The organism is Oryzomicrobium sp. (assembly GCF_036820405.1).
In the GTDB taxonomy this organism is placed as follows: domain Bacteria; phylum Pseudomonadota; class Gammaproteobacteria; order Burkholderiales; family Rhodocyclaceae; genus Oryzomicrobium.
Window position 1 is genome coordinate 1 of sequence record NZ_DAISLS010000023.1, and the last position, 15,402, is coordinate 15,402.

A 15,402-nucleotide genomic window follows, 5' to 3' on the forward strand; every position below is an offset into this window, starting at 1 on the left:
TGCCGCCGTCCGCAAGCAGCAGGCCAATCTCGGCGATCCGCCCGAGCAGGTCTTTGAGGGCCAGGTGGCCGTCCGGACTGACGCAGCTGATCCGGGCTACGTAGCCTGCCGAAACCCCTTCTTCTACCTCTGCCGATACCGGCAGCAACGCGTCGCTGCCCAAACCCAGTACCTTCAGCTCCAGTAGGCGATTCGACTGTGAAAACGCGCTGGCGTAGGTCGAGAGAAGTTGGTTGATGTCCACGGCGGGGGCCTTCAGGCAAGCAGGGCGAACACGGCATTGGCCGGGTCGTGCTCGAACGGTTTGTGGTTGAGCCAGGTGTCGAAGCCCAGGCGCGGCTGCGACGGCTGATGGGAGTCGAGTTGCAGGGACGGCGTGTCGCGGCGGTCGAGAATGAGCCGGACATCGCAGGCCAGGCCATGGCCGACGCAGAAACGCAGGGTTTCGGCCAGTTCCTCGGCGGCCGGGTTGCCGGGGAGGAAGTCCTGGTAATCCCGGGCGCGCAGGGGGCCGAGGCTGAGCTGCATGCGGGTCTGCCGGTCCCAGATGCGCTGGCCGGCGAAGGCGCTGCTGCCCAAGGTTGCCGCGTTAATGCCGAGCTGGGTCTGTTCTTCGAGCGGGACGGTGATCCAGTGGCCGACGAAGTTTTCGAGGCGGGCGGGCACGCTGAACATGCCCTGGACGAGGGAGACGATGGCCTCGGCGGAAATGGGGCGCTGGGCGAGCAGTCCGGCGAAGAAGAGCAGGCGCTCTGCGAGGGGAGGGGGGGCGTCTCCCCTGGTTTGGCCGCCGTCGCTCGACGCGGAAAGGCCCGGTTTTTCTTCCCGGGCCAGACCGATCAGGGCGCGCAGGCCGTTGCTGAAGGTGTCGCGCTGTCCTTGCTCGAAGGCCAAGGGGAAGTGGTACTTGTGCCAGGCGCCATAGAAAAGAGACAGGGCACGGTGGGAGAACAGGTCGAAGAAGGCGTGGGCGGTATCGTCCCGGTATTGCTGGCGCCGCTCGATGAGGAGCTCGGTGTAGGGGCTGGGCAGCGCGCCGCTCGGGCCGGTCAGGCCCATGCAGGCCACGGTCATGGTCAGAGCGGGGAGTTTGCCCTCGTCCTCGTCTTCGCCCGGTGTGGCCTTGATGGCCGCGATTTCGCTGGGAGGAAACGAAAGGGTGGCGGGGGTGCGAAAGCGTAGCCGTTCGGGCAGGGGCAAACGCTCGCCATTGCCACCCTCGGCAAGGGCGAGAAGCCGCACAGCCTGGAACAGGCCAAAGCGTTCCGGCGCGTTGCGGAGTTCGGCGATCAGATCACGAGTGCCGTTCCTGTCCGGGGAGGCCATTGGTAGACGATTCCTTCCTGCTGCTTGGTGAACACCCGGAGCCGGGTGAAGCTGTTGGGGGCGCAATAAAGGGCGAAAAAGCGTTCGAGGACGGTGGCGAAGAGATGGATGCCGCCGCCGACGTAGTGCAGTTCGTCCAGGGTCAGGTCGATTTCGGTGCCGCGCACGAAGCCGGGAAACTGGGGGCCGGCCACCCGGGCGGTGTGGGGGCGGCTGTCGATGGCTAGGATGCCGTCGATCTGTCGCGAAATGCCCTGGGCTTCGCCCGGGTTGTAGAGCCGGAGCATTTCCTGAAGCGCTTCCCGACCCCGGCTGGTCAGGGACAGGTGGTTCAGGGCCAGGTGGGAGACGAGCCGCCACTGCAAGCCGCGCTTGGCGGGGGAGCGCAAGCTGGGGGTCGGCTTGCGCAGGGGGCGGACGCGGCTGACTGCCGAGTGGCCAGGGAGTTGGAAATCCCCCTGGTTGCCACCGAAGGGCAGGGTGGCGGGCAGGTCCCGGTTGCTGCAGGTGAGCTCGATGCTCAACACCTCGGCTTCGGGACGCACAGGCGAGAATTCCAGGTCGGCCAGGTGCATTTCGACTTCGGTGCCTAGGTCGCCTTCGGTCGTGGACCGGCTGCGGCTGGCGTACCAGTAGTAGGGCACCCGCTTCTGGCCGCGCTGGCCGATGCTGTAGAAGGGGGGTACCTGCTCGGCGCTTTCCCGGGAGCCCACCTTTTCGACCCGGGTAACTCCGTCCACCGAGACCACTTCGAAGGCCTGGGTTTTGCGGCTGTCCGGTACCACGGCGTAGGACTCGCGCTGATGGGTGAGGCGCACCGGTTCGGCGGCCTGGCGGAAGAGGTTGATGGCGGGGGTGCAGCCCAGCTTGAAGTTGGCCGTGGCCAGGGTCTGCTGTAAGCGGCTATGGCGCTCGTCGTTGCCGTAGCGCTCGAGGAAGAACTGGATGCGCAGCCGGGTGCCGGGGTGGCGCAGGGCCGGGGCGTCCAGGCCGGCCAGGTCGAAGAACAGGAATTTCTCGGGAAAGGCGAAGTACTCGCTGAGCAGGCGGTAGCCGAGGAAGGAGCGGTGGTCGTAATCGAGCAGGCCGTCTTCTGGGTCAAACCCCACGGCCTGCAATGCCTCCTTGCCCAGAACGAGGGTACGGGCCGGGTCGTCGCTGCCGTCGTCGATGCGGATTCCGGCCAGGCGGGAGAAGAGCAGCTCATGCAGCAGGTACATGAGCGGCGGTTCGCCATCGAGGAAGAAGCGTAGCCGTTCCAGGTCCAGGGCGGCCAGCGGTACGCCGGCCAGGGTGTCCAGTTCGAGGGTGATGCAGGCGGTGCCGGAGGTGAGGCGGCGCAGGTATTCGGACGACTGGGTCAGTTCCAGCTTGGCCTGGGCGACGGCCAGGGGCCACAGCTCGACCGGGTAGGCGGTACGGAAGCGGCAGGCCGTGCCGGATACCGCCGGGGTGGTCAGGGGATGGTGCCGGGGGATTTCGTAGCGGCCGGAGATGCCCGGCTTGTCCGGGTCGATCTCGAGGTGGACGACGGTACAGGAGGGGAAGGGCTGGGTGTAATGGGGGTAGAGCACCTGGAGAAAGGATTCGGCGATCTCCGGGTATTCGTCATCGATCTTGCGGTGGATGCGGGCCGACAGGAACGAGAAGGCCTCGATCAGACGTTCCACGTGGGGGTCTTCGCACTGCTCGCCTTCCAGTTGCAGGCGCCGGGCGATCTTGGGATAGCGCTGGGCGAATTCGCCGGAGAGCTTGCGCAGGTAGCCCAGCTCCCGCTCGTAGTAGGGCAGCAGTTCGTCCAGCATCGGACTAATCCTTGTTTTCGACCCGGTAGGCGTTGGAAGCCAGTTGCAGCGTGGCGTCGAAGGTTACGGTGGGACGGTTGGGGTAGGGGGCCAGCACGCCGGCGACTCGGAAGCGCAGGGAGCGTTCGGTGGCGCCGCCGGTATCCAGGCTGACGCGGACCCGCTTCAGGCGCGGTTCGAAGCGCTCAATGGCGCGGCGGATATCGTCGCGCAGCAGGGAGCGGTCGTCCGGGTCCTGCAGGCACAGGCTGTTCAGATCCATGACGCCGAAGGTGAGCATGGTCTGGGACGCCTCGTTGTAGTCCATGGCCGTCTCGTGGGGGTCGGAGCGCCGCGTGTTGAGCAGGGCTTCCAGATCCCGGGCCACCACCTGGCGGAACTGGCGCAGGTCGAGGTGGGCCTCGTCGGCCCGGTCCTCGCTGTTGCGAGGGTGGTCGTCCAACAGGCGGTCGAGCACCGAGGGGCGGACGGCGACGGCGTGCCGGTCGTGGCGCATGGCCTAGCGCTGGCCCGGGGTTCCGGCGGCAACCGCCGGGTTGTCGGCAGAAGCGGCTGCGGGGGCGGTGGCGGCCGGCGGTGCGCCGGCCTGTTTGGACAGGGTGTCGGCCTTACTACCCAGCAGAACGTGGAAAACGATGAAAACGGCGATGGCCACCCCGGCCAGGAGAGCGTAGTAGAGCCAGATCGGCAGTTCGTGACGGACGAATTCCTGGAACTTGAAGGGCAGGCGCCAGTGGGGGGCGAATTCGGCCTTGCCGCCGCGGGCGTGGGTGATTTCCTGCCCCAGACGGGCCACCAGGTAGTTGAGCCGTTCGGTGCCCTCGATCAGGTACTTGCCCTGGAAACCGAGCAGCAGGCAGGTGTGGAACACCTCCAGGATTTCCACATGGGCTGCCGGGTCAAGGCGCAGGGTTTCGAGCTTGTCGAAGAACACTTCGCCGGCCAGGTGCTGGCCGAAAAGGCGCAGTTGCAGGGGAGACAGCTCCCAGTCGTCGCGAATGGCGAAATCCGAGGCGAAGACGATTTCGTCGAGCAGGGCACAGAAGGCGAACTTGGCATCGGCGATGGCATCTGGCGATTTGCCGAAATTGCGGGCGTTCGACTCGAACTGGGCGAGGAAGCGGTCGATGCGCTGGTTGAATTCGGCGGCGCTGTTGGGAGGATTGCCGTCGCGCAGCAGGAAGAGCAGGTAGATGCCGTCTTCCAGCAGGTCGTTCAGGGTCGGGCCGGTGGGGGCTGCCGTGAGGGGAACCGGGGCGTTGGCGTCGGTGGTGGGCAGGGGAGTGGCGTGGGTCATGGATGTGCTCCTGTCAGCGGAAGACCGCGATCAGTTCTAGCTTCATGTCGAGCAGTCCCTGGGGCACGTAGATGCAGATGGCCCGGGACTTCATCATGCGTTCGAAGATGGTGCCGTGCGGTTCCAGGGCGAAGTAGTGGTTGCCCACCCGCACCGGAATGGCCGCCGGGGTCTGGGTCGCGTGGGTGAGGCGGATGCCGCCCAAGGCCGAGTTGAGCACCCGTTCCACGTCGTCGGGGGCGCCGATCTTGAGCTTCATCGGCACGGTTTCGACCAGGTTGGGGATGGACGCTTCGCTGGAAATGGAAAGATAGAAATCGGTCTTTTCCAGCAGTCGGTCCGAGTCCAGGTGGCCAACGTAGAACGAGGGCTTGGTGTTGGTCAGCGGGATGACCATGTAGCGGTTGGAAATCACCGTATCCAGCAGGGTCCGGATCAGCTCGTCGAGCTTGCGGAAGACCTGGGTGCCCTCCAGGTGTCGGTACACCGGAATCTCGGCCAAGGTCAGTGACGAGGAGAAGGTCAGCAGCTCCCCGGTGAGTTGGGCAAGCAGGGCGTACAGCGCTTCGGGATGCACCTCCGGGTACTGCAGGAAGTGCTTGAGCAGCGGAAAGCTGCGGTTCACCGTGTGCAGCAGCCAGAACGAGGCGATGTCGGTAGTGCCGTACTCCACCACGTCCTTGGCACGCTCCCGGTGCGTGGCCGCCAGGGCCTGGCTCTTCACTTCGAGGATGTCGAGCAGGCGCCGCAGTTGGGCGACCAGGGCCGTGGAGGCGGAAAGGGCCAGCAGCGGGGGGATGTAGTCCTCGTCCACCGACCAACTGCCCGAGGCGTTCTTGCCGATCCGGGCGATCGGCAGACTCAGGAAACCATCCCGGTTTTCCTCTTCCAGCATCAGTCGGACGTTGGCCTGCAGCGCCGTGATGTCGGCTTCCAGCGCAGTAGTGAACAGGTCGGCGGCCGTCCTGTTGCCCAGGGTGAAACGGACCGGCTTGCTGGCCTGTCCGGCGTCCTGGATGCAGTTGCCGCCGAAGGCGTCATAGGCGGGTAGGCAGGCATGGACGACGGTGCTGGACGACAGCTGGGGCAGGTCGTTCAGGTTGCGCTGGGGAGGCAGCGGATCGTCCAGGGGGGCGCTGAAGTCGGTGCCGTCCTGGAACAAAGCTTCGAGATGGACGACGCGCAGGAAGCCGCCGGCCAGGGCGTCGCGGTCGATGTCCAGGCGGCGCAATCCCCAGGGGTGGATGTGGGTGAGCCGGGCGGTCTTTGCCAACTGGGCGTCGACAAAGCGGGCCTGCTGCTGGAAATGCTGGGGGCGAAGGAACATCCCTTCGCCCCAGAGGACACGGAAAGTGGCGCTCAAGGTAGCTCCGTTACTGGAGGGGGACGGCCTTTACCGCCGGGGTGGGAATGGCTTTTGCCGCGGCGCGCTTCGCCTTGTTGGCGGCCGCCTTGGCTGCCGGCATGGCGCTGCTGTTCTGCTTGGCCGCCGCCGGAGTGGCTTCGGGCGCGGTGCATTCGGGCTTGCTGTTCTCGGGCTGGGACGGCATGACCACGGGCTTGGTCCCGGAGAGTTCCAGGTAGCAATCGCGGACGGTGAAGTTCAGGCCGGAATGGCGCACGTCGTCGGCCTTGACCAGATAGCGCCAGGCGTGGCGGTCCGGATTGCGGAAATAGCCGACGATGCCGATGTACTTGGCTTCGGGCAGGACGGTGCCCGAATTGACCTTCTGGGCGCCGGGGACCACCACGATCTCGGTGCGCTCGATGAAATCCTGGCCGAGCAGTTCGGCATCGCTGCGGCCACTGGTGGCAGTGGCGAAGGTGAGCTTGGAGAACTCGGTGGCGTCCTTCAGCTGATAGAGCCGGACGACGACCGACAAGGACTTTCCGGAAACGTCCCGGTTGATGACCGGATCGCCCGACGTCTTGATCTCGTAGGCGGTGGGTCCGGTAGCGCAGCCGCCCAGCATGAGGGTTGCGGCGCAAACGCTTGCCAGAAGAGCTTTGTGGTTCCGATGCATGGCGATTCCTTGGGTTGCTGACGGGAAGGGTGCGGCGATGCTCATGTGCTATGCCAGTTGACTATCTTATTACGATGTCGGAATATGTGCAAAATTTCGCATTGATCAAATAAAACAACATAAAAAAACAACGCGACTTGCCCTTTAGGACCCTCGTGTTTTTTGTTTTTGTGACTTTTTTCCGGTTTTTGTTTTTACAATGCAATGATTTTATTGAATATTTTTCGTAACTTGAAGGTTGTGGCGTTTGCTTGTAAACGCCACTTTAATATTTGTTTTTGTTAGTTTTTTGCATGTTTGCATAACGGTGCGCTGCTGATGGCTGAAGGGTGGATGACGCTGATCGCCGTGGCTTTCGTTGTGGCTGTGGCAAGCCTGCTGGGGTGGGTTGGCTGGGCCTGTTTCCTGCGCCCGGCCGCCGTGTCTGCGCTGGAGATGGCAGTACCTGCCGGCGTGCAAAACAGACCGGCAGGGCGCTGGTGGGACCGGTTTCTGAATAGGGGGAAAGACGCAGTCGAACGGGCGACCCAAAGCAAGGGCGAGGTCGGCCAATCCGCTGCGGCGGAAGCGTCGAAATGGAGGCTTTCGCCCAAGGTGCGGCGTTATGTCGCACTGGTGGCGCCCGTGGGAGGGGTGGTCCTGACGATCCTGGTAGTGCTTTCCCAACGGGACGGCGTCAGCCTCGACCCGGTCGCTGCCCGCGAGCATCGCTATCAGGCGGCCGTGGGAGCGGTGCTCCAGGAGCAAAAACTGGTTCCTCCGGCGGTGCTGCCGCCGACCGTCTTCCAGAACCTGGACGACAAGAGTCTTTCCCTGGAACAGGCGGATCGGGACTGGAACAAGCTCGACCCGGTGTTCGCCCAGTTGGTGCTCCGGGTCATGGAGCGGCTGCGCACCAAGGGCATCCAGATGGTTCTGCTCGAGGGGTACCGGTCGCCCGAGCGCCAGGAAGCGCTGGCGTCCCGGGAGGTCAAGGTGACGGCGGCCCGGGGAGGGCAGAGCAAGCACCAGTACGGCATGGCTGTCGACCTGGCGCCTTTCAGGGATGGGCGTCTGGTGATTTCGGAGTCCGATCCCTGGGCCGCCCAGGTCTATGAAATCTATGGACAGGAGGCCGAAGCGGTCGGTCTGGTCTGGGGGGGGCGGTGGAGTTTCCGGGATCTCGTGCACATCGAGGCGCCGGGCACCATCGCCGACAACATCAGGGCTGCTGCGCCGGACCGGCGTCGCTAAGTCCGCGAGTCTGCGTAATAAGAAGAAAGGTAAGCATGTTCCGGAATCTGCTGCGTAACCAGAAAGTCCTGATGGCTTTCGGTTTTCTCGTCCTCGTCGCCCTGATCTGGTTCATCGGTCCCTGGCTTGGACTCAAGTCCGCGGAAGCGCGCTTCGGCTGGATATTCGCGGTGATGCTGGTCTGGGTCGCCATCCTGCTGGTCGGCAAGGTCCTGTCCGAGCGTGCCGCCGGCCTTCTGGAAGGGGTGCTGCGGCGCCAGGGCGACGATGCGGTGCTGGCGGCTTCTCCGGAAAAACGGGCCGAAGTGGCGGCACTGCGTACCCGGCTGCTCGATGCCATCGAGACCCTCAAGAAATCCAACATCGGCAAGACGCGCGGCAAGGCGGCGCTCTATGAGCTGCCGTGGTACATGGTCATCGGCCACCCATCGGCCGGGAAATCCAGCGCCATCGTCAATTCCGGACTGACGTTCCCGCTGGGCGAGAAAGGCGCGGCCGGTATCCAGGGCGTGGGTGGCACCCGCAACTGCGACTGGTTCTTCTCTACCGAGGGCGTGCTGCTCGATACGGCGGGGCGCTATTCCACCCAACGCGAAGACCGGCAGGAATGGCTCGAATTCCTCAAGCTGCTGCGCCGCCACCGGCCCAAGGCGCCTTTGAACGGCATCATCGTTGCCATCAGCCTGCCCGAACTGGCCAAGCACAAGACCGAAGCCTTCGCCAGCTACGCCCGCCAGGTGCGGGAACGGATCAACGAAGTGGACGACGTCTTCGGCGTCAAGCTGCCGGTTTACCTGCTGGTGACCAAGCTCGACCTGATCGGCGGCTTTTCCGATTTCTTCACCAGCCTGCCGGCTGAGGAGCGTAACCGGGTCTGGGGCGCGACCCTGCCGCATGAGCAAGGTAAGGATTTCGACGCCTCCCGGGTCGTCGGTCAGCATTTCGAACTGCTTTACCGGGGGCTGCTCCAGAGCGGCAACGAGCAACTGGCGAACAATCGGGGGAATGCCAGCAAGGCGGCGCTCTTCGCTTTTCCCATCGAATTCCACGCCATCAAGGAAAGCGTCTGCCACTTCGTCGAGCTTCTGTTCGAGGACGACCCCTATCACACCAAGCCCCTGCTGCGCGGTTTTTACCTGACCAGCGCGTTGCAGGAAGGGGCGCCGCGCATTGCTGCCGGTTCCCGGGTTTCGTCCCAGTTCGATCTGGTGCGTTCCGGATTCGAGGCGGCACAACCGCCGACTGGGCATAGCTATTTCTTGCGCGAACTCTTCAAGCGGGTGGTGTTCGAGGACCAGTTCCTGGTCGGCCGCCAGACGCGCCAGGGCATGGGGCGCCTGCGCCTTGCCGGCATCGTGGCGGGCTTGGTGCTGGTGTCGGCGCTGGTGGGGACCTGGACTTGGTCGTTCATCGGCAACCAGAAGCTGCTCGAGACGGCGGGTGCCGAGGTAGCTTCCGCTGCCGAATTGCTGCGCAGCCCCAAGCTTGCGGATCAGCTCAAGGGGCTCCAGGTGTTGCAATTGCGCATCGAGCAACTTTACGGCTACCGGCAGGAGGGTTACCCCTGGCGCCTCGGGTTTGGCCTGTACCGGGGCGATGAGGCCGAGGCGGTTCTGCGCCGCGAGTATTTCGCCGCGCTCAAGCGCCTGATGCTGCAACCGGTGGCAGCGGGCCTCGAAGCCCGTCTGGCTTCCTTGTCTTCGCCCGCCGCCGCGCATCAAGCCGGCAACGCCCTGCTGGCCCCCGAAGGAATTCAGCGGGTGGCGGCCACCGTGGGCCAGGCCCCGGCTGGCCGTCCCCGGGACGCCCGAGAGGCGTTGGCGCTGCTCGAGCGGCGGGAAACGGCGCCCCAGGCGGCACCCGCCGCGGGAGAGCGTTCCGCCGTGGAGCAAAAGCGCCTCGAGGAGGGCTACAACGCGCTCAAGACCTATCTGATGCTGCATAACAAGGAGCGCATGGAGGTCGGCCACCTGTCCGACCAACTGCCACGCTACTGGCGTTCGTGGCTTGAATCACGCAACGGTGGCCAACTCGATGGCGAGACGGCTCGCCTGGCCGAGCGGGTGGTGGGCTTCTACCTGTCCCAGATCAACGAACCGGATCTGCCCCTGATCGATAACCGCCAGGAGGCAGTGGACGATTCGCGGCAAATCCTGCGCAGCGCCCTCAAGCGCCTCTCCGCCAAGGAGCGGGTCTACAACGAGCTGAAGGCCCGCGGCAACACCCAGTTCCAGGCCATGACCCTGGCCCGCGTGCTCAACAACAAGGACGTCGAGCTGTTCACCGCCAGCTACGCCGTGCCCGGCAGCTTCACCCGCGAGGCGTGGGACAAGTACTTCCGCAACGCCATTGCCGAGGCGAGCCGGGGCGAGGTCAAAGGCGACGACTGGGTCCTTGCCTCCAGCCTGGCTGACGACCTGAGCCGGGACGGCGACGTGGAGCGCAACCGCCAAGCCTTGCAGGCCATGTACCAGGCCGACTATGCCGTCGAATGGAAGAAATTCCTCCAGGGCATTTCAGTCAAGGAGTTCGACAGCCTCGAGGAAGCGCATGCCGTCATGGGTCGGCTCGGCGACCCGCAGAAATCCCCGCTGCGCACCATCATCGCCAAGGCGGCCGCCGAGACATCCTGGGATGCGCCTTCCGAACTGTCCAAGCGCCTGGAATCCGCCAAGAGCACGGTGATCGAAAAGGCCGACCGTTTCATCAACGGGCGCGGTGGTGAATCCGCCGGCGAGGGCAATCGTTACGGCGAGGTCGGCGGCCAGTTCGCCCTGCTGTCGACCCTGGGTGGTTCCGGGGAGGCGCCGGGCCCCCTGCTGGCCGACTACCTGTCCCATCTCGCCAAGTTGCGACTGCGCCTCGCCACCATCGCCGCCTCGGACGAACAGGGTGTGGGCACCCGGCAACTGATGCAGCAGACCCTGTCGGGTACCGGTTCCGAACTGGCCGACAGTCTCCAGGTGGTGGACGTGTCCATCCTCGGTTCCGCCGGGGAGGAAACCCGCGAATACCTGCGCCCCCTACTCGTCCGGCCACTGATCAACAGCTACGCTGCCCTGCTGCCGCCCACCGAGAAAGAGATCAACCGGGCCTGGAGCGCCCAGGTCTACGGTGCCTGGTCCAGCCTGTCGCGCAAATACCCCTTTGCTGACAACAGCAATGAAGCGTCGATGGCCGAAATGGGCAAGTTTTTCAAGCCCGGCGAAGGCCTGCTGAGCCGCTTCGTCAGCCAGCAGATCGGCTCCCTGGCCGTGCTGCGCGGCGAAACCCTGGTGCCCCGTACCTGGGCCAACCTGGGGCTGCGCTTCAACCCGAACTTCCTCTCCGGCGCCGGCAAGCTGATGAGCGCCAGCGCCAGCTTGCAGGAAGGGGACAACGCCAAGTTCGAACTCCAGCCGGTGCCGACTTCCGGACTCAGCGAGATCGTCCTCGAAATCGACGGCCAGCCCCTGCGCTACCGCAACGGCCCCCAGACCTGGATCACCTTCTCCTGGCCTGGCAGCGGCAATGTCCAGGGCGCGCGGTTGCAGGTGATCTCCAACGCCGGCGCCAATACCGAGGTGGCCAATTTCCCCGGCCGCATGGGGCTGATGCGCCTGCTCACCATGGCCCGGGCGACCGATGCCAGCGGCCAGGGCGGGCAGTTGCAGTGGAAGGTTTCGGCCAAGGACGACACGACCGTGCGCTTCAACTTCCATCCCGTCAGCGGCACCAATCCCCTGGCCCTGGCCAGTCTGCGCCGGCTGACCCTGCCCGAGCGGGTCACCCAATAACTTTCAGACAGAACGACGATGGTCCTTCCCTTCATTAGCCGTCCCGCCAGCGATCCAGGCTCCTACGCCATGATCGGCAAGCTGCCCAACCGCGCCGATTTCGTGCGCCACAACGCAGCCCATCCCGTGGTTGGCGAATTCGATGCCCTGGTACAGACGGCCCTGGAGCAAATGTCGGCGGTCCTCGGCTGGGAAGACCGCTACGACGCGGCGTCGCGCACCGATTTCTACTACACCTCCGGCGACCGGCGCTGGGTCTTCTACGGGGGGTGGCAAGCCAGCCGCGACCTGTCCGGCCGGCGCTATCCCTTCGTGGCCGGGGTGATCCGTCCGGTCGACGACATCTCGGCCGAAGCCAGCCTGGTGCCGATTTCCCTCGAAGTCTTCTTCGACGGTCTGCACGCCCAGATCGGCAACGCCATCGACAACTCGGTCGAAGCCGTTTCCTGCCGCGAGTTCCTGCACGCCAACTGCCCGGCGGAGGCTCGCAGCGATGCCGACCGGGTGCTGGCCCGCGGGCTGGTGCAGCGCTTTCTCGGCAGCCACACCGTCGCCGAACTGGAAAGCTTTCTCGTCGCTGCCGGGATTCCCTCCTTGCAGCAGGCCCTGCTCAACATCGCCTTCTACCTGGCCTTCCTGCGCCGGTACGAAAACCCCGGAGTGATCCAGGAAATCGCCTTGCCGCTTCCGGCCGGCAAGGGGGAGGGGGCGCTCTACGCCAGCACCTGGCTGACCCTGCTCACCGCCCTGTGGGGCAAGAAACCCTGGACCGGCAGCTACTTCCTCCATGCCGGCTCCGCCAATCCCGGGCTTTCGGTTTCCTTCGGCCGCATGCCGCGCAAGCTCGACTACGTCTTTGACGGGCATGGCAGCAACGGCAGCGAGAGCGCCCTCGACCTGGGGCGCGAGAACGAATTGTGGCGCGGCCATCCCGAGTACGCCGAAACGGCCTTTGCCCTCGGACGGGTGCTGTCGGACCCACGCCAGCCCCTGAGCATCGTTGCCGACCTGCTGGCCGAGGTGGGCAAGAAATTGAGCGCCGCCTGAGGCGCGATCGCAACGCATTGACAAGGAAGAGGTGAAGCAATGGCTAAGGAAAGCACGCAGAAGAAGCTGTCCCGGGTTCGCCCGCCACGGGTCCAGATCACCTACGACGTGGAGATCGGCGACGCCATCGAGACCAAGGAACTGCCCTTCGTTCTCGGGGTGCTGGGGGACTACTCGGGCAACCCGAAGGACCCGCTGCCCAAGGTCAAGGACCGCAAGTTCGTCGCCGTCGACCGGGACAACTTCGACGACGTCCTCAAGGGCATGGCGCCGCGCATCGCCTCCCGGGTGGACAACAAGCTCAAGAACGACGGCAGTCAGCTTTCCGTCGAACTGAATTTCCAGAAGCTCGAAGACTTCGAGCCCCAGAACGTGGTGAAGCAGGTCGAACCCCTGCGCCAGCTGCTCGAGGTGCGCTCCAAGCTGTCCGACCTACGCAACAAGCTGATCGGCAACGACAAGCTCGAAGAGCTGCTCGACGAGATCGTGCGGGATACCGAAAAACTCAAGCAGATCAACGCCGGCCGCGGGCCGGAACAGGAGTAAGCGCCCATGTCCGAAGCCCAAGTCCAAGCGCCCGAGGCCGCCGTCGCCGAGGCCGCCGCACCCGGGCTGCTCGACAGCATCATCGAGCAGAGCCGCGTCGCCTCCAGCGATAGCGAGAAAACCCACACCCGCAACCTGATCTCCGAACTGGTGGACCAGGTCCTCAAGGGCACGGTCACGGTTTCCTCCGACCTGTCGGCCAGCATCGACCTGCGCATCGCCGAGCTCGACCAGCTGCTGTCGGACCAGGTCAACACCATCATGCACCACCCGGATTTCCAGAAGCTCGAGGCTTCCTGGCGCGGGCTGAAATACCTGGTGATGCAGTCCGAGACCGGCACCAACCTCAAGATCAAGGTCATGAACGCCAGCAAGAAGGATCTGGTGAAAGACCTCAAGGCGGCACCCGAATTCGACCAAAGCGCCCTGTTCAAGAAGATCTACGAGGAAGAGTACGGCACCTTCGGCGGCGCTCCCTATGCCGCCCTGGTCGGCGACTACGAGTTCACCCGCCACCCCGAGGACTTCTACCTCCTGGAAGAAATGTCCCACGTGGCGGCCTCGGCCCATGCCCCCTTCATCACCGCCGCATCGGCCGGGCTGTTCGGTCTCGAGAGCTTCACCGACATCGGCAAGCCTCGCGATCTGGCCAAGATCTTCGACACCGTCGAATACGCCAAGTGGAAATCCTTCCGCGAGTCGGACGATTCCCGCTACGTCGGTCTCGTCCTGCCCCACGTCCTGGGCCGCTTGCCCTACGGGCGTGACACGGTGCCGGTGGAAGAATTCAACTTCGAGGAAAACACCGACGGTTCCGACCACGGCAAGTACCTGTGGACCAACGCGGCCTATGCCTTCGCCTCACGACTGACCGATGCCTTCGCCAAGTACGGCTGGCTGGCCGCCATCCGCGGCGTCGAAGGAGGTGGCCTGGTCGAAGGGCTGCCCACCCACACCTTCCGCACCGACGACGGCGAAATCGCCCTCAAGTGCCCCACCGAGGTGGCGATCACCGACCGCAGCGAAAAGCTCCTGTCCGACCTGGGCTTCATCTCCCTGGTCCACTGCAAGAACACCGACTACGCGGCGTTCTTCGGCGGCCAATCCACCCAGAAGGCCAAGACCTACAACACCGACGCGGCCAACGCCAACGCCCGCTTGTCGACCCAGCTCCCCTACATCTTCTCCGCTTCCCGCATCGCGCATTACATGAAGTCGATCATGCGCGACAAGATCGGCAGCTTCGCTTCCCGCCAGAACGTTCAGGACTTCCTCAACACCTGGCTGGCCCAGTACGTCCTCCTCGACGACTCGGCATCCCAAGAAGCGAAGGCCAAGTACCCCCTGCGGGAAGCCCATGTGGACGTCGTCGAAGTCCCTGGCAAGCCCGGTGTCTACCGTGCCGCCGCCTTCCTGCGTCCCCATTTCCAGTTGGACGAACTCACCATCTCGCTGCGTCTGGTGGCGGAGTTGCCCAAGCCCGCTCGCTGAGACCCACCAGTCTGAGCTTTCTTAACCCTGTAAGGAGCATTTCATGGCTTTTGATGCGTTTCTGAAAATCGACGGCATTCCCGGCGAAAGCACCGACGACAAGCACAAGGACTGGATCGAGATCGCCCACTTCGATCACAAGATGGACCAGCCCGCCTCCGCTACCGCCAGCTCCGCCGGCGGCGCCACCGCCGAGCGCGTCAATCACGGCACCTTCAACATCGTCCACCTCCTGGACAAGGCCAGCCCCAAGATCTACGAAGCCTGCTGCACCGGCAAGCACATCAACGATGTGACCCTGGAGCTGTGCCGTGCCGGTGGCGACAAGGTCAAGTACATGGAGGTCAAGCTGGAGCAGGTGCTCATCTCCAAGGTCGAGTCCCACGGCACCTCCGCCGAAGGCTTCCCCAACGAAGCGGTCAGCTTCAGCTACGGCAAGATCAAGTGGATCTACACCCAGCAGAAGCGGGCCGACGGCGCCGGTGGCGGCAACGTCAGCGCCGGTTGGGACCTCACCGCCAACAAGACCATCGCCTAAGCGATGTTCCCAGCCGGCCTGCGCGTGCAGGCCGGCGCTTCCTCTCTTCCATTCTGGTCCGATCCCATGGCTGTCGCCTCGATCACCGATCTTCTCTCGACCTACGCCAGCGCGTTTTTGCAGTCGAACCGCCTACTGGAGTTGAAGGTATTAGGTCTAGGCAGCGACGCGCTGCTGCCGGTATCGGCAGAGGTAGAAGAAGGGCTATCGGCAGGCTACGTAGCCCGGATCAGCTGCGTCAGTCCGGACGGCCACCTGGCCTTGAAAGACCTGCTCGGGCGGATCGCCGAGATTGGCCTGCTGCTTGCGGACGGCGGCA

The 15,402-nt window shown here is 64.5% G+C and carries 14 protein-coding genes; 7 read left to right on the forward strand and 7 right to left on the reverse strand.

Annotation, left to right across the window (positions count from 1 at the left end; genetic code table 11):
* The 7 genes from V7Z98_RS17505 to tssJ all read right to left on the reverse strand — a co-directional run.
* Positions 1-244 (reverse strand): hypothetical protein (locus tag V7Z98_RS17505; protein ID WP_334159370.1); only part of this gene is annotated, 244 nt, incomplete at its 3' end.
* An 11-nt stretch (positions 245-255) separates the two neighbouring features.
* Positions 256-1,326 carry a type VI secretion system baseplate subunit TssG gene (tssG, locus tag V7Z98_RS17510; protein ID WP_334159372.1) on the reverse strand — a complete coding sequence of 357 codons (1,071 nt, stop codon included), beginning with the start codon at positions 1,324-1,326 and terminating at the stop codon, positions 256-258.
* Complete coding sequence (tssF, locus tag V7Z98_RS17515; protein ID WP_334159374.1) at positions 1,290-3,131, reverse strand: type VI secretion system baseplate subunit TssF; 1,842 nt, start codon at positions 3,129-3,131, stop codon at positions 1,290-1,292. The genes tssG and tssF overlap by 37 nt, the downstream gene beginning before the upstream one ends.
* 4 nt (positions 3,132-3,135) lie before the next feature.
* On the reverse strand, positions 3,136-3,627 hold the full coding sequence (gene tssE, locus V7Z98_RS17520; protein ID WP_334159376.1) for a type VI secretion system baseplate subunit TssE: 492 nt from the start codon (positions 3,625-3,627) through the stop codon (positions 3,136-3,138).
* Positions 3,628-3,630: 3 nt separating this feature from the next.
* Positions 3,631-4,428: a type IVB secretion system protein IcmH/DotU gene (gene icmH / locus V7Z98_RS17525; RefSeq protein WP_334159378.1), complete on the reverse strand. Its 798-nt coding sequence runs from the start codon at positions 4,426-4,428 to the stop codon at positions 3,631-3,633.
* Between the two features lie 13 nt (positions 4,429-4,441).
* On the reverse strand, positions 4,442-5,791 hold the full coding sequence (tssK, locus tag V7Z98_RS17530) for a type VI secretion system baseplate subunit TssK (protein ID WP_334159379.1): 1,350 nt from the start codon (positions 5,789-5,791) through the stop codon (positions 4,442-4,444).
* 10 nt (positions 5,792-5,801) lie between these two features.
* The gene (gene tssJ, locus V7Z98_RS17535; protein WP_334159380.1) at positions 5,802-6,497 is read right to left on the reverse strand and encodes a type VI secretion system lipoprotein TssJ; all 696 of its coding nucleotides are present in this window, start codon (positions 6,495-6,497) and stop codon (positions 5,802-5,804) included.
* Between the two features lie 288 nt (positions 6,498-6,785).
* Between tssJ and V7Z98_RS17540 the strand changes: the two genes are divergently transcribed.
* From V7Z98_RS17540 to V7Z98_RS17570, 7 genes are all read left to right on the forward strand, one after another.
* Entirely contained in the window at positions 6,786-7,685 is a 900-nt protein-coding gene (locus tag V7Z98_RS17540; protein WP_334159381.1) for a M15 family metallopeptidase, read from the forward strand.
* 35 nt (positions 7,686-7,720) lie between these two features.
* On the forward strand, positions 7,721-11,461 hold the full coding sequence (gene tssM / locus V7Z98_RS17545; RefSeq protein WP_334159382.1) for a type VI secretion system membrane subunit TssM: 3,741 nt from the start codon (positions 7,721-7,723) through the stop codon (positions 11,459-11,461).
* Between the two features lie 18 nt (positions 11,462-11,479).
* Positions 11,480-12,508 (forward strand): type VI secretion system-associated protein TagF, encoded by a 1,029-nt coding sequence (gene tagF / locus V7Z98_RS17550; protein WP_334159384.1) that lies wholly within the window; start codon positions 11,480-11,482, stop codon positions 12,506-12,508.
* 39 nt (positions 12,509-12,547) lie between these two features.
* The gene (gene tssB / locus V7Z98_RS17555; protein WP_334159385.1) at positions 12,548-13,054 is read left to right on the forward strand and encodes a type VI secretion system contractile sheath small subunit; all 507 of its coding nucleotides are present in this window, start codon (positions 12,548-12,550) and stop codon (positions 13,052-13,054) included.
* A gap of 6 nt (positions 13,055-13,060) precedes the next feature.
* The gene (gene tssC, locus V7Z98_RS17560) at positions 13,061-14,545 is read left to right on the forward strand and encodes a type VI secretion system contractile sheath large subunit (protein WP_334159386.1); all 1,485 of its coding nucleotides are present in this window, start codon (positions 13,061-13,063) and stop codon (positions 14,543-14,545) included.
* A 43-nt stretch (positions 14,546-14,588) separates the two neighbouring features.
* Positions 14,589-15,083, forward strand: coding sequence for an Hcp family type VI secretion system effector (locus tag V7Z98_RS17565; protein WP_334159387.1), 495 nt, complete (start codon positions 14,589-14,591; stop codon positions 15,081-15,083).
* 66 nt (positions 15,084-15,149) lie between these two features.
* A partial coding sequence (locus tag V7Z98_RS17570) for a hypothetical protein (RefSeq protein WP_334159388.1) occupies positions 15,150-15,402 on the forward strand: 253 nt, incomplete at its 3' end.